This window comes from Janibacter sp. Y6, assembly GCF_040900765.1.
Taxonomy (GTDB): Bacteria; Actinomycetota; Actinomycetes; order Actinomycetales; family Dermatophilaceae; genus Marihabitans; species Marihabitans melonis.
On record NZ_JAKLYZ010000003.1, the window covers coordinates 466,930 to 485,007 of the forward strand.

16 protein-coding genes and 1 tRNA gene are annotated in these 18,078 nt (G+C 72.3%); 7 read left to right on the forward strand and 10 right to left on the reverse strand.

Going from position 1 to position 18,078, the window contains the following annotated elements:
• Positions 1-141: 141 nt before the first annotated feature.
• Positions 142-215: transfer RNA gene (locus tag L6241_RS09830), tRNA-Ile, on the reverse strand.
• 161 nt (positions 216-376) lie between these two features.
• On the opposite strand from L6241_RS09830, the gene L6241_RS09835 reads away from it, so the two are divergent.
• A complete protein-coding gene (locus L6241_RS09835; protein ID WP_368245979.1) occupies positions 377-940 on the forward strand; it encodes a hypothetical protein in 564 nt (187 codons plus the stop codon).
• Between the two features lie 311 nt (positions 941-1,251).
• Positions 1,252-1,752, forward strand: coding sequence for a DUF3145 domain-containing protein (locus L6241_RS09840; protein ID WP_191564612.1), 501 nt, complete (start codon positions 1,252-1,254; stop codon positions 1,750-1,752).
• Positions 1,753-1,924: 172 nt separating this feature from the next.
• Here the strand turns inward: L6241_RS09840 and L6241_RS09845 are convergent, their stop codons facing one another.
• The 7 genes from L6241_RS09845 to argG form a co-directional block, all read right to left on the reverse strand.
• Positions 1,925-3,370 carry an acyl-CoA carboxylase subunit beta gene (locus tag L6241_RS09845; RefSeq protein WP_083968635.1) on the reverse strand — a complete coding sequence of 482 codons (1,446 nt, stop codon included), beginning with the start codon at positions 3,368-3,370 and terminating at the stop codon, positions 1,925-1,927.
• The gene (fabF, locus tag L6241_RS09850; protein WP_368245982.1) at positions 3,370-4,611 is read right to left on the reverse strand and encodes a beta-ketoacyl-ACP synthase II; all 1,242 of its coding nucleotides are present in this window, start codon (positions 4,609-4,611) and stop codon (positions 3,370-3,372) included. The genes L6241_RS09845 and fabF overlap by 1 nt, the downstream gene beginning before the upstream one ends.
• A gap of 103 nt (positions 4,612-4,714) precedes the next feature.
• On the reverse strand, positions 4,715-4,963 hold the full coding sequence (locus tag L6241_RS09855; protein ID WP_068274070.1) for an acyl carrier protein: 249 nt from the start codon (positions 4,961-4,963) through the stop codon (positions 4,715-4,717).
• A gap of 45 nt (positions 4,964-5,008) precedes the next feature.
• Positions 5,009-6,028 carry a beta-ketoacyl-ACP synthase III gene (locus L6241_RS09860; protein ID WP_224767002.1) on the reverse strand — a complete coding sequence of 340 codons (1,020 nt, stop codon included), beginning with the start codon at positions 6,026-6,028 and terminating at the stop codon, positions 5,009-5,011.
• Positions 6,025-7,206: an acyltransferase domain-containing protein gene (locus L6241_RS09865; protein WP_191680433.1), complete on the reverse strand. Its 1,182-nt coding sequence runs from the start codon at positions 7,204-7,206 to the stop codon at positions 6,025-6,027. Before L6241_RS09865 ends, L6241_RS09860 begins: the two co-directional genes overlap by 4 nt.
• Before the next feature lie 60 nt (positions 7,207-7,266).
• Positions 7,267-8,448 carry a PucR family transcriptional regulator gene (locus L6241_RS09870; RefSeq protein ID WP_368245984.1) on the reverse strand — a complete coding sequence of 394 codons (1,182 nt, stop codon included), beginning with the start codon at positions 8,446-8,448 and terminating at the stop codon, positions 7,267-7,269.
• Between the two features lie 87 nt (positions 8,449-8,535).
• Entirely contained in the window at positions 8,536-9,960 is a 1,425-nt protein-coding gene (gene argG / locus L6241_RS09875; protein ID WP_368245986.1) for an argininosuccinate synthase, read from the reverse strand.
• A 127-nt stretch (positions 9,961-10,087) separates the two neighbouring features.
• Between argG and L6241_RS09880 the strand changes: the two genes are divergently transcribed.
• Positions 10,088-11,245 (forward strand): glycerophosphodiester phosphodiesterase family protein, encoded by a 1,158-nt coding sequence (locus L6241_RS09880; RefSeq protein WP_368245988.1) that lies wholly within the window; start codon positions 10,088-10,090, stop codon positions 11,243-11,245.
• A 100-nt stretch (positions 11,246-11,345) separates the two neighbouring features.
• Here the strand turns inward: L6241_RS09880 and L6241_RS09885 are convergent, their stop codons facing one another.
• Together L6241_RS09885 and aceE are read right to left on the reverse strand one after the other, a co-directional pair.
• Positions 11,346-11,786: a hypothetical protein gene (locus tag L6241_RS09885; RefSeq protein ID WP_368245990.1), complete on the reverse strand. Its 441-nt coding sequence runs from the start codon at positions 11,784-11,786 to the stop codon at positions 11,346-11,348.
• Positions 11,787-12,161: 375 nt separating this feature from the next.
• Positions 12,162-14,954 carry a pyruvate dehydrogenase (acetyl-transferring), homodimeric type gene (gene aceE / locus L6241_RS09890; RefSeq protein WP_368245992.1) on the reverse strand — a complete coding sequence of 931 codons (2,793 nt, stop codon included), beginning with the start codon at positions 14,952-14,954 and terminating at the stop codon, positions 12,162-12,164.
• A gap of 128 nt (positions 14,955-15,082) precedes the next feature.
• On the opposite strand from aceE, the gene L6241_RS09895 reads away from it, so the two are divergent.
• The 4 genes from L6241_RS09895 to L6241_RS09910 are packed head-to-tail and all read left to right on the forward strand — an operon-like array spanning position 15,083 to position 18,074.
• Entirely contained in the window at positions 15,083-15,583 is a 501-nt protein-coding gene (locus L6241_RS09895; RefSeq protein ID WP_229300926.1) for a PH domain-containing protein, read from the forward strand.
• Complete coding sequence (locus tag L6241_RS09900; RefSeq protein ID WP_368245994.1) at positions 15,580-17,103, forward strand: PH domain-containing protein; 1,524 nt, start codon at positions 15,580-15,582, stop codon at positions 17,101-17,103. Before L6241_RS09895 ends, L6241_RS09900 begins: the two co-directional genes overlap by 4 nt.
• Before the next feature lie 51 nt (positions 17,104-17,154).
• Entirely contained in the window at positions 17,155-17,568 is a 414-nt protein-coding gene (locus L6241_RS09905; RefSeq protein WP_368245996.1) for a DUF3052 domain-containing protein, read from the forward strand.
• Positions 17,565-18,074 (forward strand): peroxiredoxin, encoded by a 510-nt coding sequence (locus L6241_RS09910; protein ID WP_123090808.1) that lies wholly within the window; start codon positions 17,565-17,567, stop codon positions 18,072-18,074. The genes L6241_RS09905 and L6241_RS09910 overlap by 4 nt, the downstream gene beginning before the upstream one ends.
• Positions 18,075-18,078 lie beyond the last annotated feature (4 nt).

The window sequence follows — 18,078 nt, forward strand, 5'->3', positions numbered from 1 at the left end:
AGCGACCTCGTCGGCGCGCCGTCTGCGTCGATCTGCGGCGGCGGGCCGAGCGGTGGTTCGACGAGGGGGCCGGCAGGGTCCTCACGCTCTTGGTGACGGAGCGGGCGCATGGGTCAAGGCTACGACGCTCAGGTCGTGACGTAGGGCGGCTGGGGCTTGAACCCAGGACCGACGGATTATGAGTCCGCTGCTCTGACCGACTGAGCTACCGCCCCGCACCGCGAGGCGGTGACGCGGGCAGGCTACCGCCCCCTTCGCCCCTGCCCGTGCACAGGTCGCCGACCGACCGACAGCCTCCTGACAGGTCCGCCCGAGGTCGGGCCTACGTCGCGCGGCGAGCGTGGGATCTCCACATCCCCGACGGAAGGAGACACACATGCAGACGGAGAAGCTCATCGGGATCGGTGCGGCCGGCCTGGCCGCCCTCGGCCTCGGCGTCGCCGGCGCCTCGTTCGCCTCGGCGGACGACAGCCCCTCGACCGGTTCGTCCAGCACGAGCTCGACCCAGGGCTCCGGCGACAGCCAGGGTCAGCAGGGCGCGAAGGGGGAGCGGCCCGCGCCGGTCGACGACGGCCGCGAGCTGAGCGCCGACGCTGCGAGCAAGGCGATCACCGCCGCGCAGGGCAAGGAGACGGACGCCGCGGTCAAGGGCGTGCACGTCGGTCGTGACAGCGGCTACGACGTCATGATGCTCCGCACGGACGGCACGATGGTCGAGGTCACGGTCGACGACTCCTTCATCGTCACGGGTGTCGAGGAGCGTGACGGGCGCGGTGGGCCGGGCGGTCCCGGTGGCCCGGGCGGCCACGGAGCACCCGGCCAGGCCCCTGGCTCCCAGGGCTCGGGCGGCGAGGACTCCGACGACGCCCAGCAGGAGGCGCCCTCGGCGCCTCAGGGCGAGCAGGACTCGTCGCCGAGCGCCAGCTCCACCGCGAGCTGACCTGCCGGCCGGGCCCGGGAGCCCCTGCCCCCGGGCCCGGTCCGCTCGCACCGTCGTCCCGGACCGTGATCCCTTCGCCCCGGGCCGTGACGGGTGAGGCAGTCGTGACCCGTGCGACCTCGCGCTACCAGAGTCATCAGAAGTGCCCGGTGCGGGGGGTGGTGCTCCTGGTGCCGATGGGGCATGATGAGCCCAAACAGACGGCTGCGGCCGTCTCATATCTATGCACCACCACCGCGCATCGAGCGCATCCATCTCCGAGCAGTGCCCTGGCCGTGGGGAAGACGTCCATCGCACACAAGGAGGAACGGATGTCGATCGCAACGCGTGGAGTGGTGTTCATCCACAGCACCCCGACGGCGCTCTGCCCCCACATCACGTGGGCGCTGGAGTCTGCTCTCGGGCGTGACGTGGCCCTCGAGTGGACCGAGCAGCCGCTGGGCCCCTCGCTTCGTCGTGCCGAGGTCTCCTGGACGGGTCTGCCGGGCACCGGCGCGGCCCTGGCCTCCGCCCTGCGCGGGTGGGAGGGCGTGCGCTACGAGGTGACCGAGGAGCCGAGCCCCGGTGTCGACGGGTCACGCTGGTCGCACACCCCGAGCCTGGGCATCCATCACGCGACGATCTCTGCCTCCGGCGACACCGTCATCCACGAGAACCGCCTCCGTGAGGTCCTCACCCTCGCCCAGGGCGCAGGGGAGGCCGTCGAGGACATGCTCGACGAGCTCCTCGGCAGCCAGTGGGACGCCGAGCTCGAGCCCTTCCGCCACGCCGGCGAGGGCGCACCCGTGCGCTGGCTGCACAAGGTCGGCTGACCTCATTCGCCCATGACGAAGGGGTACGCCGCGGATCCTCCCCGCGGCGCACCCCTTCGCCATGCCCTGAGTCACCCGTCCCAGTCACCTCGGGCAAGTACCTTCGACCTCGGGAAGGAAATGTTCTTTCCCGAGGTCGAGCTTTCCCGCCCTGGGCGGGAAAGCTGAGGCCTCAGAGCGGGATGTTCGTGTGCTGCCCACGGGCCGCGGGGGCGGCGGCGAGGGTGGCGACGACCGCGGAGCGGGTCCCGGTCGGCTCGACGATCTCGTCGACGACGCCGATCTCGACCGCCCGCGGCAGACCACCGGAGAGGCGGTCGTGCTCGGCGGCGAGCTGCTCCTCGACGGCGGCGCGCTCGGAGTCGTCGACCTCGGCCAGGCGCCGGCGGTGCAGGATCCGGATGGCCGCGACCGAGCCCATGACCGCCACGTGCGCGTCGGGCCAGGCGTAGACCTTCGTCGCGCCGAGCGAGCGCGAGTTCATCGCGATGTAGGCACCGCCGAAGGTCTTGCGGGTGACGACGGTGACGCGCGGGACGACCGACTCGGCGAAGGCGTGGAGCAGCTTCGCCCCGCGTCGCACGACGCCGTCCCATTCCTGCCCGACACCGGGCAGGTAGCCCGGCACGTCGACGAGGACGACGAGCGGGATGCCGAAGGCGTCGCACATCCGCACGAAGCGGGCCGACTTCTCCGCCGAGGCGGAGTCGAGGCAGCCACCCAGGCGCATCGGGTTGTTGGCGATGACGCCGACGCTGCGACCGCCGAGACGGCCGAGCGCGGTGACGATGTTCGGCGCCCACCGCGCGTGGAGCTCCTCCGTCGTGCCCTCGTCGAGGAGGTCGTCGACGAGCGAGTGCACGTCGTAGGCGCGCTTGGCCGACTCGGGCAGCGAGGCCGCGAGGTCGCGGTCCTCGACGCCGTCGACGTCGAACTCGCCCTGCGTCGCCGGGTCCATGAGACGCGCGATGGCGCGGCCCCGGGCGAAGGCGTCGTCGACGGAGCTCGCGAGGACGTGGACGACACCGGAGCGACGCCCGTGCGGCTCGGGCCCACCGAGGCGCAGCGCGTCGACGGCCTCGCCGGTGACGGAGCGCACGACGTCGGGCCCGGTGACGAAGATCCGGCCCTCGGGGGCGAGGATGACGACGTCGGTGAGCGCGGGGCCGTACGCGGCGCCGCCGGCAGCCGCGCCGATGACGATGGAGATCTGGGGGATCTTGCCGCTCGCGCGGGTCATGATCGCGAAGATCAGGCCGACGGCGTGCAGCGAGACGACGCCCTCGGGCAGACGGGCGCCGCCGCTGTGCCACAGGCCGATGATCGGCAGCTGCTCGGCGAGGGCGAGCTCGTAGGCGTCGACGACGACGCGGCAGCCGTCGACACCCATCGCGCCGCCCATGATCGTCGCGTCGGAGACGAAGGTGATGACCTGCTGGCCGTCGACCGTGCCGCGCGCGGCCATCATGCCGGAGCCGTCGTCGGGCCCGAGGAGCTCGACCGAGCCCTCGTCGAGGAAGGCCCGCAGGCGCTTCTCCGGGTGACGCGGGTCCTGCAGGCGGTCGGGCTTGCCGGCCTTGCTCACGGCAGCGCTCGCGGCGCTGGGCTGGCGCGCCATCAGATGCTCCCGAAGGCGAGCGCGACGTTGTGACCGCCGAAGCCGAAGGAGTTGTTGAGGGCGATGATCTGGCCGTCGCCGAGCGGGCGGGGCTCGTCGCGCACGACGTCGAGCGTCACGGCCGGGTCGAGATCGGTGATGTTGATCGTCGGGGGAGCGACCCGGTGGTAGATCGCGAGCGCGGAGAAGATCGCCTCGAGCGAGCCGGCCGCACCCAGGAGGTGACCGGTCATCGACTTCGTGCCGCTCACGGCCATGTGGTCGGCCTCGTCGCCGAAGGCGCGACGGATCGCGGCCACCTCGGCGACGTCGCCGACGGGCGTCGACGTCGCGTGGGCGTTGATGTGGACGACGTCGGCGGGGGTGGCCCCGGCGTCGGTCACGGCGTCGGCCATCGCGCGGCTGGCACCGGCGCCCTCGGGCTCGGGGGCAGCCATGTGGTGGGCGTCGGCGCTCACGCCGAAGCCGGCGAGCGTCGCGTAGATCGTCGCGCCGCGGGCCTTCGCGTGCTCCTCGGACTCGAGGACCATGATCGCGGCGCCCTCGCCGAGGACGAAGCCGTCGCGCGTCGTGTCGTAGGGGCGCGAGGCGGTCGCCGGGTCGTCGTTGCGGGTCGACAGCGCCTGCATCGCGGCGAAGCCGGCGATGGGCAGCGGGTGGATCGCGGCCTCGGAGCCGCCGCAGACGACGACGTCGGCCTTGCCGTCGCGGATCATCTGCAGGCCGTAGCCGATCGACTCCGCGCCGGAGCTGCAGGCCGAGACGAGGGTGTGGGCGCCCGCGCGGGCACCGAGCTCGAGCGAGATCGTGCCGGAGGCGCTGTTGGGCATGAGCATGGGGATCGACAGCGGGTAGACCCGACGGGCCCCCTTCGAGCCGAGGGTGTCCCACGCGGTGATGAGGGTCTGCACCCCGCCGATGCCGCTGCCGACGGCGACGCCGAGCCGCTCGGGCTCGACCTCCGGGGCGCCGGCGTGCTGCCAGGCCTCACGGGCGGCGACGAGCGCGTACTGGGCGAAGGGGTCGAGGCGCTTGGTCTCGACCTTCTTGAGCACCTCGGCCACCGGGGTGGTGAGGCTGGCGGCGAAGGTGACGGGCAGCTCGTGCTCGCTCACCCACTCCTGGGTGAGGGGCCGGGCGCCGGGGGTCCCCGCGAGCGCGGCCTCCCAGGTGGAGGTGACGTCCCCGCCGAGCGGGGTGGTCGCCCCGAGACCGGTGACGACGACGGTGGGTGAAGTCATGAGTTCTCCGTGGTGGGGTCGGCGAAGGGGGTGGGCCCGGCGGCCACGCGGCACCGGTCGTGGTGACGACCGGCGCCGCGTGGCAGCACGGTGGTGCGGGCGATCAGCCCTGGTTGGTCTTGATGTAGGTGACGGCGTCGCCGACGGTCTTGAGGTTCTTGACCTCCTCGTCGGGGATCTTCACCCCGAACTTCTCCTCCGCGGTGACCGCGATGGTCATCATCGACAGCGAGTCCACGTCGAGGTCGTCGGTGAAGCTCTTGTCGGCGGTGACCTCGGCAGCGTCGATGCCGGTCTCCTCGGCGACGACCTCGGCGAGGCCCTCGAGGATCTCCTGGTCGGTGTAGGCCATGCGTGTCTCCTTCTTCTGTGTGGGTGGTGCTGGTGGTGCGGGTGGTCAGGGGGCGATGACGACCTGGCCGGCGTAGGCCAGGCCGGCGCCGAAGGCGATCTGCAGGACGACGTCGCCGCTGCGGATCTGGCCGGACTCGACGAGCTTGCTCATCGCGAGCGGCACGGAGGCGGCCGAGGTGTTGGCCGTCGTGCGGATGTCGTCAGCGATGACGACGGACTCGGGCAGGCCGAGGGTCTTGGCCAGCGAGTCGATGATCCGCATGTTCGCCTGGTGCGGCACGAAGACGTCGACGTCGGCGACGGTGAGCCCGGCCGCGTCGAGGGTCTCCTGGGCCTTCTTCGCGATCGTCCACACGGCCCAGCGGAAGACGCTCTGGCCCTGCATCTTGATCGAGGGGAACTGCAGGTCCGGGTTGGCCCGGACCTCCATCCACGACTCGTCCTGGGCGATGACGGCCTTCTGCTCGCCGTCGCTGCCCCACACGGTGGGGCTGATGCCCGGCGTCTCGGAGCGGGAGACGACCGCGGCGCCGGCGCCGTCGCCGAAGATGAAGGCGATGGTGCGGTCGTCGTAGTCGGTGAAGTCCGAGAGCTTCTCGACGCCGAGGACGAGGACGTTCTGGGCCGAGCCCGAGCGCACCATGTCCGAGGCCAGGCCGATGCCGTAGCAGTACCCGGCGCACGCGGCGCTGAGGTCGATGGCCATGCACGTCAGGCCCAGGCGGTGCGCGAGCTCGGGCGCCGCGGCGGGCGTCTGGTAGGGGTGGGTCACCGTCGCGACGAGGACCGCGTCGACCTGGTCGACCTCGAGCCCGGCGTGCGCGATCGCGGCTCGCGCGGCCTGCTCGGCCATGTCGACGACGGTCTCCTCCGGGGCCGCGCGGTGGCGGGCCTCGATGCCGGAGCGCTGGCGGATCCACTCGTCGCTGGAGTCGATCCGCTCGACGATCTCGCTGTTGGGCACGACCCGCTCGGGGCGGTACCCGCCGATGCCCGAGATCCGCGAGTGGTAGCCGCCCGGCGTCGTGCCCAGGCCGGGGCTGAGGGTCACCATGCTGCTCATGCGAGCTCTCCCGTCGGGTGCAGGCGCAGCAGCGGCTGGCCGGGGGAGACGGGGTCGCCCTCCTCGACGAGCCACTCGACGACCTGCCCGCCGTAGGCCGAGATGACCTGGTGGGTGTCGCGAAGGGAGGAGACGCGGGCGACGAGGTCGCCCGGGCTCAGGGAGTCGCCGGGGCCGTGCGGCTCGACGGCGACGGTGCCCTTGACCGGGGCGACGACGAGGCGCCAGGCCGGGTCGGACGCGGTGCGCTCCTCGCCGTGCTCGCGCACCATGCGGTGGGCCGCCTCGAGGTCGTCCGGGGTGCGCAGCGCGAGCGTCTCGACGCCCTTGAGACCACGCTTGGCCAGACCGGTGAGGGCGCCGGCCGGCGGCACCTCGATGATCCCGGTCACGCCGAGGTCGCGCATCGTGTCCATGCACAGGTCCCAGCGCACCGGCGAGGAGACCTGACGCACGATGCGCCGCAGCACCTCGCTGCCGGAGCCGACGACGGTGCCGTCGGAGTTCGACAGCAGCGGGACGCGTGCGTCGTGGGTGGAGACGGCGCGCGAGAGGCGCGAGAGGGTCTCGACGGCGGGCGACATGTAGTCGGTGTGGAAGGCGCCGGCGACCGAGAGCGGGATGACCCGGGCCTTCGCGGGGGCGTCGTCGGCCAGGGCGGCGAGCGCGTCGAGTGCACCGGCCGCGACGACCTGGCCGGCGCCGTTGACGTTGGCGGGGGTGAGACCGTGGCGCTCGATCGCGGCGAGCACCTCGCTCTCGTCGCCGCCGACGACCGCGCTCATGCCGGTCGGGGTCTGCGCCGAGGCGGCGGCCATCGCGCGGCCGCGCTGGGCGACGAGGACCATCGCCTGCTCGGCGCTGATGACACCCGCCGCGGCAGCGGCGGTGAGCTCGCCGACGGAGTGGCCCGCGCCGACGCCGACGACGCGGAAGCCGTCGGCCGGGTGCTGGAAGAGGCCGAGCATGCCGAGCAGGCCCGCGGCGACGATGAGGGGCTGGGCGACGGCCGTGTCCTTGATCGTCGCCTCGTCGGAGACTGTGCCGTGCTGCTCGAGGTCGAGACCGGCGACGGTGGACAGCCAGTAGAGGCGGTCGCGCATCCCGGGGAGCTCGAGCCAGGGGGCGAGGAAACCGGGGGTCTGGGAGCCCTGACCGGGGCAGGTGATCGCAAGCACGTCTCCACCTTCGCGATGATCGGGCCGTCGACGCGACGGCGACGGGCACAGCAAAATCAGTCAGTTGTTGGAGGTTACCTCCAACAACCGGCCGATCGTCAGGGCAGTGCGCACGGTGAAGGCGTCGTGCGGCTCAGCGAGGTCGTAGCCCGTGGCGTCGGTGATCTTGCCCAGGCGGTAGCGCACCGTGTTGACGTGGACGAAGAGGGCGCGCGCGGTGCCCTCGAGGCCCCCCTTCGTGTCGAGGTGGATCTCGGCGGTGCGCAGCAGCGCCGGCTGCGCGCGCAACGGCTCCCACACGGTCGTCACGAGCTCGTGGCGCGCCCACTCGTCGCCGGCGAGGGCCCGCTCGGGCAGCAGGTCCGAGGCAGGGCAGGGGCGAGGGCACGCCGGCCACCCGCCGGACGCGTCGTAGCCGGCCATCGCCGCGGCGGCCGACAGCGCGCCCTCGACGAGGTCGTCGACGACGACGCCGTGCACGAGCGGGCCGTCGCCGAAGCAGTCGGCGAGCGCGCTCACCTCGGCGCTGACGTCCTCGACCTGGCCGAGCACCGCGACGAGCCGGCGCCCCTGGACCCCGGCGATGACGGCGAGATGACGGCGGGCGGCCGCCCGGTGCAGGTGGGACAGGACCCCTTCGATCCCGCTCTCGTCGGGCGCCGGGGCGCGGCCGACGACGACGACCACCCCAGTCGTCGCGGTCCACCCGAGGGCCGAGGCCTGCGAGCGGATCGACTCGTCGACCTCGCCGCGCAGGACCGCGTCGAGGACGAGCGCCTCGAGCCGCGCGTCCCACGCACCGCGCTGCTCGGCCGCCTCGGCGTAGACGAGGGCGGCGCCGAAGGCGACCTCGCTGCTGTAGCGCAGGATCGCCTCGCGCACGACGACGACGTCCTCGGCGCGCACGACGCTCTCGACCCGTGACTCGACGACGCGGACGACCTCGCGGAGCAGCGACAGGGTCTGGGCGAGGGTGATCGAGCGGGTCAGCTCGCGTGGTGCGGAGGCGAAGATCGCGCCTGGTCGGGCCGTCCCGCCCTGCGTGCCGGCGGCCAGCCACGCGACGAAGTCGGCGATGCCCGCCTGGGCGACCTGGGCCACCCAGGCGCGCTCCTGGGCGCTGAGGTCGGCGTACCAGGAGTGGCTCTCCTCGAGCTGTCTCGTCGCCGCGGTCGCGAGATCGCCGGCCCGCCGGCGCACGGCGGCCTGGGCGCGCGAGGGGACGGGAGACGCGGTGGGCACGAGCGCACTCTAGGGGCTGTCTTTGTGGGCGGACGACAACCGGCCCCGTCGAGGACGACGGGGCCGGGTGCGTGGAGAGGTGCGAGGTCAGTCGGTGCCGAACTCCATGGCGGCGCGGTCGAGCGCGTCGTCCTCGTCGTCGACGGCGGCCGCCGCGGGGTTGGAGGCGATCTGCTCCGCACCACCGGGCTCGAGCTCGCCCATGAGGTCGGCGTACCCGCCGCCGAGCTGGTCCTGGCCGGCGTAGATCTCGAGCTTCGCGCGGCTGTCGGCGATGTCGAGGTTGCGCATCGTCAGCTGGCCGATGCGGTCGACCGGGCCGAAGGCGGCGTTCTCGGTGCGCTCCATCGACAGCTTGTCGGGGTGGTAGCTGAAGTTCTCGCCCGCCGTCGACACGATGCTCCAGTCGTCGCCCCGGCGCAGCCGCAGGGTGACCTCACCGGTGACGAGCGAGGCGACCCAGCGCTCGATCGACTCGCGCAGCATGAGCGCCTGGGGGTCGAACCAGCGGCCCTCGTACATGAGGCGCCCGAGGCGGCGGCCCTGCGTGTGGTACGCCTCGACGGTGTCCTCGTTGTGGATCGCGGCGACGAGGCGCTCGTAGGTGATGTGGAGCAGCGCCATCGCGGGGGCCTCGTAGATGCCGCGCGACTTCGCCTCGATGATCCGGTTCTCGATCTGGTCGGACATGCCCATGCCGTGGCGACCGCCGATGGTGTTGGCCTCGTGGACGAGGGCCACCGGGTCGTCGTAGCGGGTGCCGTTGATCGCCACGGGACGGCCGCGCTCGAAGCGGACGGTGACGTCCTCGGTCTCGATGGCGACCTCGGGGTCCCAGAAGCGCACGCCCATGATCGGCTCGACGATCTCGATGGACTCGTCGAGGTGCTCGAGGGTCTTCGCCTCGTGGGTCGCGCCCCAGATGTTCGCGTCCGTGCTGTACGCCTTCTCGGCGCTCGCGCGGTAGGGCAGGTCACGCGCGGTGAGCCACTCGCTCATCTCCTGGCGCCCGCCGAGCTCGGTGACGAAGTCGGCGTCGAGCCACGGCTTGTAGACCCGCAGCGCGGGGTTGGCCATGAGGCCGTAGCGGTAGAAGCGCTCGATGTCGTTGCCCTTGAAGGTCGAGCCGTCGCCCCAGATCGACACGCCGTCCTGCGCCATCGCGCGCACGAGCATCGTGCCGGTGACGGCACGCCCGAGGGGGGTGGTGTTGAAGTACGTGCGGCCGCCCGAGCGGATGTGGAAGGCACCGGTCGCGATCGCGGCGAGACCCTCCTCGACGAGGGGGCCCTTGCAGTCGACGAGCCGGCTGATCTCCGCGCCGTACTGCCCGGCGCGGCCGGGGATCGTCTCGATGTCGTCCTCGTCGTACTGGCCGAGGTCGGCCGTGTACGTGCACGGGACCGCGCCCTTCTCGCGCATCCACGCGACGGCGACAGAGGTGTCGAGACCACCGGAGAAGGCGATCCCGACGCGTTCGTTGACTGGCAGAGAGGTGAGGACCTTGGACACGAGGTCAGCGTAGGACCTCCCGCGCGCGCACCGCGCGCCGGTCCGTCCCCGCGACCTCATCTGATCGTCACCGGCGCGCCACCTGCGCGTCGCGGCCTGCTGGCCGGGCGTCCCTAGCGTCGCCGCCATGACCCCCACGAAGATCGCCACCGGCGTGCTCGCGGCCGCGGCTCTCGCCGCCCCCGCGGCCGCCGCCGTCTCCGCGCCGGCCCCCGCCCTCGACACCCAGACCCAGAGCGTCACCGGCGGCCCCGGTCTGCGCGAGAAGGACATGATCCGCCCGCTCGTCGTGGCCCACCGCGGCGCGTCGGGCTACCGCCCCGAGCACACCCTCGCCGCCTACGAGCTGGCCGTCGGCCAGGGCGCGGACTACATCGAGCCCGACCTCGTCATGACGAGGGACGGCGTGCTCGTCGACCGTCACGAGCCCGAGATCGGCGGCACGACCGACGTCGCGCAGCGCCCCGAGTTCGCCGACCGGCGCACGACGAAGCTGCTCGACGGGGTGCGCACGACCGGGTGGTTCGTCGACGACTTCACCCTCGCCGAGCTGAAGACGCTGCGCGCGACCGAGCGCCTCGGCGAGCTGCGTGAGGAGTCGGCGATGTACGACGGCCGCTTCGAGGTGCCGACCTTCGAGGAGGTGCTGCGCCAGCGCGAGGAGCTCTCGCGGCGCACCGGCCGGGTCATCGGCGTCATCCCCGAGATCAAGCACTCGACCTACCTCCACGCGGAGGGCTTCGACCCCGAGCGCGAGGTGGCCCGCCTGGCCCGCAAGCACCACCTCGACCACCGCCGCGCACCGCTGTGGGTCCAGTCCTTCGAGCTCACCGCCCTGAAGGACCTGCGCGAGCAGCACGGCTTCCGGGCGCGCACGACCTTCCTCACGACGGCGAAGGGGGGCCCCTTCGACCTCAGCGGGCGGGGGACCACCTACGCCCAGCTGACGACGCCGGCGGCGATGAAGGACCTCTCCCGCTGGATCGACGGCTACGGCCCGGAGAAGTCCCAGGTCATCCCGCGCCGAGCAGACGGCTCCCTGGGGACGCCGTCGACCTTCGTGCGCGACGCCCACGCGGTCGGGCTCACGGTCATGCCGTGGACCTTCCGGGCGGAGAACTCCTTCCTGCCGACCGACTACCGGGTCGGCAGCGACCCCTCGCACTTCGGCCGCGCGATCGACGAGGCCCGGGCCTTCCTCGAGACCGACGTCGACGGCATCTTCTGCGACCAGCCCGACGTGTGCGTGCAGGCCCGCACCGAGATGCTCCACGAGCGCGGCTGACCCCGCCCCTGACCCACGAGGCCCCCGCCACGCAGGTGCGTGGCGGGGGCCTGGTGCGTCGCCCTCGCGTCGCGCGGAGCGGGCATCGCGAAGAAGGCGATCAGTCCTGGCTCGGGACCGGGATGTCGAGATGCTGCTCCTCGGTACACCCCATGCCCTCTGGGGTCTCGGGGCAGAAGCCGATCGCCGAGCGACCCGTGGCCTCGCCGGCCGAGGTCTCGATCGTCAACCCCGAGCCCCACGCCATCTCGTCAGTCGTGATCTCGACCTCGATGACGACGGCTCCCTCGCTGCCGTCGCACCGGGGCAGGACGCTCGACGTGGGTGAGCCGAGCTCTGAGAGCGGACGCGGTGTGAAGTCGTCCGACGGTCGTCGCGCGGTGACGCCGACCTTCGTGATGGTCAGCCCCTCGGACATCTCCCAGCGTGCCCGGGTGACCGACACCTCGTCGTCGGAGCAGAAGCCGTCCTGCGTCGCGACGGTGAAGACGGACTCAGCCGGGGAGTACGGCTCGGTGACGACCACCTGGCTCGGGCTCACCACGACCGTCGAGCTGCACCCCGCGAGCAGAAGGCACGCGAGACCGCTGACCCGCCGGATCACGACATGGCCTTGTGGATCTCTGGGCGTTCGGCTTCGCCGTAGCGGTCGGTATCTCCGCACACCGTCGAGCTGGCGCTGGGGTTGATGTACATCCTCGTCTCCTTCGTCCGGTCCGCCTCGGCCGACAGGCCTACCCCCTCGACAGTGAGACCACCTGAGTACGTCCGGTTGTTCTCGCTGAGGCTCCATATGGACCTCCCCTTCGGGAGCTTGGCGCAGTACCGGAGCGCGGACGGGTCGAGTCCCGGTTGAGGCCCCGGCACGACGAAGGGGGAGGCCGGCGGGCCTCCCCCTTCGCTACCTCGCCTGCGCTCAGGCGTCGCCCCCGGCGTTGCCGGAGGTGCCGGCCCGCACGTCGAGCAGCTGGTACTTCTTCGCCGCCTCCTCGGGGACCGAGGCGTCCACCCAGCCGCGGGCAGCGAGCATCTGCAGCGCGCGGACCGCGACGGACGGGCCGTCGACGTGGAAGAAGCGACGGGCCGCGGCGCGGGTGTCGGAGAAGCCGAAGCCGTCCGTGCCGAGCGCCGAGAACTCCTCGGGGACCCAGGGACGGATCTGGTCCTGGACCTGCTTCATGTAGTCCGAGACCGCGACGACCGGGCCGACCGCCGGCTCGAGGGCCGTCGTGATGTACGGCGTGCGCTTCTCCTGCTCCGGGTGGAGGAAGGCCTGCTCGTCGCAGTCCATCGCCTCACGGCGCAGCTCGGTCCACGACGTCACCGACCACGCGTCGGCGACGACGCCCCAGTCCTTGCGCAGCAGCTCCTGGGCCTCGAGGACCCACGGCATGCCGACACCGCTGCCGAGCAGCTGGCAGCGCGGCGGGGTGTCGCCCAGACCCTCGGCGTCGCCCTTCTTGTAGAGGTACATGCCCTTGAGCAGGCCGTCGACGTCGATCCCCTCCGGCTCGGCCGGCTGCACGTACGGCTCGTTGTAGAGGGTGAGGTAGTAGATCTTGTTGCGCGACGGGTCGTCCTGCGGGGCGTCGCCGCCGTACATCGTTTCCAGACCGCGGCGCATGATGTGCCCGATCTCGAAGCCGAAGGCGGGGTCCCACGTGACGACGGCGGGGTTGGTCGCCGCGAGGATCTGCGAGTGCCCGTCGGCGTGCTGCAGGCCCTCGCCCGTGAGCGTCGTACGACCGGCGGTGGCCCCGAGGAGGAAGCCTCGCGTCATCTGGTCGGCGGCCGCCCAGATGCCGTCACCGGTGCGCTGGAAGCCAAACATCGAGTAGAAGATGTACAGCGGGATCATCGGCTGGCCGTGGGTGGCGTAGCTCGAGCCGGCGGCGATGAAGGCCGCGACCGAGCCGGCCTCGTTGATGCCGGTGTGGATGATCTGACCCTGCTCGGACTCCTTGTAGGCGAGCATGAGGTCGGCGTCGACCGAGGTGTAGTTCTGGCCGTGCGGGTTGTAGATCTTCTTCGTCGGGAAGAAGGAGTCCATCCCGAAGGTGCGGGCCTCGTCCGGGATGATCGGCACGACGCGGTCGCCGAAGTCCTTCTCGCGCATGAGGTCCTTGACGAGACGCACCCACGCCATCGTCGTCGCGACCTCCTGCTTGCCCGAGCCCTTGGCCATCTGCTTGTAGGCGTCGTCGCCGGGCAGGGTGAGGTCCTTGTACTTCACCCGGCGCGAGGGCAGCGAGCCGCCGAGCTTCTCGCGGCGCTCGAGCATGTAGCGCACGGCCTCGTCGTCGGTCCCCGGGTGGTAGTACGGCGGGGCCTTCGGGTCGGCCTCGAGGACCTCGTCGCTGATCGGGATCTTCAGCCCGTCGCGCAGACCCTTGAGGTCGTCGAGCGTGAGCTTCTTCATCTGGTGCGTGGCGTTGCGGGCGGCGAAGTGCGTGCCCAGGCCGTAGCCCTTGATGGTCTTGACGAGGATGACGGTCGGCTGGCCGGTGTGCTCGGTCGCCGCCTTGTAGGCCGCGAAGACCTTGTTGTAGTCGTGGCCGCCGCGCTTGAGCTTCCACCACACGTCCTCGTCGCTCCAGTCCTGCACCATCTTGCGGGTGCGGGGGTCGCGGTCGAAGAAGTGCTCGCGGACGTACCGGCCGTCGTTCGCGCGGTAGGTCTGGTAGTCGCCGTCCGGCGTCTGGTTCATGAGGTTGACCAGGGCGCCGTCGTGGTCGGCGGCGAGCAGCGGGTCCCACCCGCGGCCCCACACGACCTTGATGACGTTCCACCCGGCGCCGCGGAAGAAGGCCTCAAGCTCCTGGATGATCTTGCCGTTGCCGCGCACCGGCCCGTCGAGGCGCTGGAGGTTGCAGTTGATGACGAAGGTGAGGTTGTCGAGCTCGTCGGTCGCCGCCGTCTGCAGCAGCCCCCGGCTCTCGGCCTCGTCCATCTCGCCGTCGCCGAGGAAGGCCCACACGTGCTGCTCGCTCGTGTCCTTGATGCCCCGGTTGTGCAGGTACTTGTTGAACTGCGCCTGGTAGATCGCGTCCATCGGGCCCAGGCCCATGGAGACGGTCGGGAACTCCCAGAAGTCGGGCATGAGGCGCGGGTGCGGGTAGCTCGGCAGCCCGAAGGGCTTGCCCTCGACCTCGTGGCTCTTCTCCTGGCGGAAGCCGTCCATCTGGTCCTCGGACAGCCGGCCCTCGAGGAAGGCGCGGGCGTACATGCCGGGGGAGGCGTGGCCCTGGAAGAAGATGTGGTCGCCGCCGCCGGGGTGGTCCTTGCCGCGCCAGAAGTGGTTGAAGCCCACCTCGTAGAGGGTCGCCGCGGAGGCGTACGTCGAGATGTGACCGCCGACGGAGATCTCGGGGCGCTGCGCGCGGTGCACCTGCACCGCGGCGTTCCAGCGGATCCACGAGCGGTAGCGCCGCTCGACCTCCTCGTCACCGGGGTACCAGGGCTCGTGCTCGGGCCGGATGGTGTTGACGTAGTCGGTCGTCGTCAGCGACGGGACGCCGACGTTCATCGCCCGGGCGCGCTCGAGCAGGCGCAGCATCACGTAGCGGGCTCGGCGGCGGCCGGCCTGGTCGACGAGGGCCTCGAGCGACTCGACCCACTCCTGGGTCTCGTCGGGGTCGATGTCCGGCAGGTGGGTGGGGATGCCGTTGAGGATCGGGCCGTCGTCGGGCCGGTCGTCAGGGACGGTCACGTCTGCGTCCTTTCGGTGCACGGGGGTGCAGGGTGCTGCACCGGGCCCACCACGCGGTGGGTTGCTGGGACCAGTCTCCCACCCGAGGTGGCCACGGTCACATTCCGGGGTGGTGGTTGGATGAGCGCATGACGGAGCAGCCGCCCGCCCTGGACCTCTACGACGACGGGGCGGTGCGCTGGGCGCGGGTCGACCCGGGCCTGGCAGGGGTGCGTCGGGTCGCCACCTCGGTCGTCCTCGCCCCCCTGACGCTCGCCGCGGTCGTCGTCGCCGCGACGGTGTGGCGGTGGGCTGCCGTCCCGGCCGTCGTGCTGCTCCTGCTGTGGGCCTGGGCGTGGTGGCTCGTCGGCCGCCAGGTGAGCGCGATGAGCTATGCCGAGCTGCCCGACGAGCTGGTGATCCGCAAGGGGCGGATTGTCCGCACCCTCGTGACGATCCCCTACGGCCGCATCCAGTACGTCGACGTCGAGGCGGGCCCGCTGCTGCGTCGTGCCGGTCTCGCCGAGGTCGAGGTGCACACCGCCAACCCCCAGAGCGCCGGGTCGATCCCCGGCCTGCCCGAGCCGGTCGCCCACCGGCTGCGCGAGAGCCTCAGCTCGCTGGGCGAGAGCCGCCGGGCGGGGCTGTGAGCGCCCCGCCCGAGCCGGGCTGGCAGCGCTTCCACCCCCTCTCCCCGCTGCTGCGCGGCGGGCTGCTCCTGCTCGCCGTCGTCGGCTACCTCGCCAGCCAGCTCGTCGAGGACCTCCTCGGCGGGATCACCGGCCGGGGCGAAGGGGGACCCGACGGCGGGTGGGAGGCGTCGGCGGGGGAGCACCCTCTGCTGGCCGTCGCCGCGGTCGCCCTCGTCGTCCTCGGCGTCGTCGCCGTGGCCGCGGCGTCGTGGTGGTTCACCCGCTACCGGCTCGGCCCGAGCACCATCGAGCTCACCCAGGGCGTCCTCTTCCGCCGTCACCGCCAGGCCCGGTACGCGCAGATCCAGGCCGTGAGCACGACCCAGCCCCTCCTCGCCCGGCTCGTCGGGCTCGCAGAGGTGCGGGTCGAGTCCGCGGGCGGCGGAGACTCGCACATGTCGCTCGCCTACCTCGACCGGCGCTCCGCCGCCGTGCTGCGCGACCAGCTCCTCGGGCTGGCCGAGCGCGCCGGCGCCGACCCGGTCGGCGCGGGGGCCGACGGGGACGCCCGGGACGAGAGCACGGAGGTCTCGCCCGACGGGCTCGCCCCCTCACCCGCGGCGGGTCCCCCGTCGCCGGCGGGTCCCCCTTCGCCGGCGGGACCCCCGCCGCCCCCGGTCGTCTCGATGCCCTTCGGTCGGCTGCTCGCCTCGACCGTGCTCACGCTCGACACCCTCGTCATCACCGTGCTCGTCGTCCTCGGCCTGGGCGTCGGGGCGCTCTTCGGGCAGGTCGCGGTCACCGGCTTCGTCGTGCCGCTCCTGCTCTACGTCGTCGGCAAGGTCCGCCGCCTGCTCACCTGGGGCAACCTCACGATGCGGGTGAGCGGTCGCACCCTCGCCTCGCAGCACGGGCTCACCGAGCTCGCGACGTCGACCGTGCCGCTGCACCGCGTGCAGGCGGTCGAGCTCACCCAGCCGCTGCTGTGGCGTCGCCCGGACTGGTGGTCGGTGGCCGTCAACATCGCCGGGGTCAAGGTCGGCGGCGACACCGTCGTCGAGGAGGGCGTCATCGTGCCCGCCGCGAGCCGAGCCGAGGCCGAGGGCCTGCTCGGCGTGCTCTCGACGGCGATGGACACGACCCCGGCACGGTCGGTGATGCGCGACGGCCTGCCGCCGCAGGCCGTCGGCTGCCCGCCCTCGGCCCGGCTGCTCGACCCGTGGGCCTGGCGGCGGCGGGGCGTCCTGCTCGCCGACGAGGTCGCCGTCGTGCGCAGCGGACGGCTCGCGCGCGTCGTCACCGTCGTGCCCTGGGGACGCATCCAGTCCGTCGAGGTCTCGCAGGGCCCGCTCGCGCGCCGGCTCGGGCTGGCCGACGTGCGGCTCGTCTCGACCGTCGGGGCGGTCCGCCCGCTCGCCCAGCACCTCGCCGCCCGGGACGCGCAGGAGGTGGCCGAGGAGATGCGCGCGCGCTCCCGCGCGCGGCGCGCCGGGCCAACTCCCAGCGCCCCTAGCCGACCCTTGCCATCCGGGTCGTGATTGGGTGGACTTGATGACAGACATCACGCGAAGCACGAGAGGTGGTACGAGGTGAGCGGGGACAGCGCCACGAGCGCCGTGAGCCGACTTGGTCTGGAGCACGACCAGGTGATCCAGGAGTTCGGCTGGGACGAGGACATCGACGAGGGCTTCCGGGCCTCGGTCGTCGAGGTCGTCGGGGGAGAGCTGGAGGACGAGGACTACACGGGTGTGGTCGACCACGTCCTCATGTGGTGGCGTGACTCCGACGGCGACCTCACCGACGCGCTCGTCGACACGCTGGGCACCCTCGAGGAGGGCGGCAGCATCGTGCTCGTCACCCCCACCTCCGGGCGGCCCGACGAGGTCGACGCGACGGAGATCGAGGAGGCCGCGAGCACGGCCGGTCTGCACACCTCGGGCACGACGAAGTGCGGCCCGGACTGGGTGGCCACCCGGCTCGTGTCGCCCAAGGGCGGGCGATGAGGCGGCACCAGCCCGTCCCCGCGCCCACGAGGAGCGCCCGCCCGCCGGCGGTCGGCGACCTCGCCCCGGATCTCGCCCTGCGCGACCAGAACGGCGCGAGCGTGCGCCTGTCGCAGTTCGCCGGCGAGAAGAACGTCCTGCTCGTCTTCTACCCCTTCGCCTTCTCCGGCATCTGCACGGGTGAGCTGAGCGAGATCCGCGACGACCTCGGCTCCTTCGTCACCTCCACGAGCGAGGTGCTCGCCATCTCGTGCGACCCGATGTTCAGCCTGCGCGCGTGGGCCGACCAGCAGGGCTACTTCTTCCCGCTGCTCTCCGACTTCTGGCCCCACGGCGAGGTCGCCCGCAGCTACGGCGTCCTCGACGAGAAGGCCGGCATGGCGGTGCGCGGCACCTTCCTCGTCGGCCGGGACGGCCGCGTCGTGTGGTCCGGCGTCAACGAGCAGGGCCAGCGCCGCGACTTCGCCCGGGTGCGCGCCGAGGTCGCCGCGCTCGACCGCGTCTGACCTG

Excerpts from the sequence above, each read along its gene's own strand:
- L6241_RS09835 (WP_368245979.1), top strand. The coding sequence starts at position 377 with ATGCAGACGGAGAAGCTCATCGGGATCGGTGCGGCCGGCCTGGCCGCC.
- L6241_RS09840 (WP_191564612.1), top strand. The coding sequence starts at position 1,252 with ATGTCGATCGCAACGCGTGGAGTGGTGTTCATCCACAGCACCCCGACG.
- L6241_RS09845 (WP_083968635.1), bottom strand. The coding sequence starts at position 3,370 with ATGGCGCGCCAGCCCAGCGCCGCGAGCGCTGCCGTGAGCAAGGCCGGC.
- fabF (WP_368245982.1), bottom strand. The coding sequence starts at position 4,611 with ATGACTTCACCCACCGTCGTCGTCACCGGTCTCGGGGCGACCACCCCG.
- L6241_RS09855 (WP_068274070.1), bottom strand. The coding sequence starts at position 4,963 with ATGGCCTACACCGACCAGGAGATCCTCGAGGGCCTCGCCGAGGTCGTC.
- L6241_RS09860 (WP_224767002.1), bottom strand. The coding sequence starts at position 6,028 with ATGAGCAGCATGGTGACCCTCAGCCCCGGCCTGGGCACGACGCCGGGC.
- L6241_RS09880 (WP_368245988.1), top strand. The coding sequence starts at position 10,088 with ATGACCCCCACGAAGATCGCCACCGGCGTGCTCGCGGCCGCGGCTCTC.
- L6241_RS09895 (WP_229300926.1), top strand. The coding sequence starts at position 15,083 with ATGACGGAGCAGCCGCCCGCCCTGGACCTCTACGACGACGGGGCGGTG.
- L6241_RS09910 (WP_123090808.1), top strand. The coding sequence starts at position 17,565 with ATGAGGCGGCACCAGCCCGTCCCCGCGCCCACGAGGAGCGCCCGCCCG.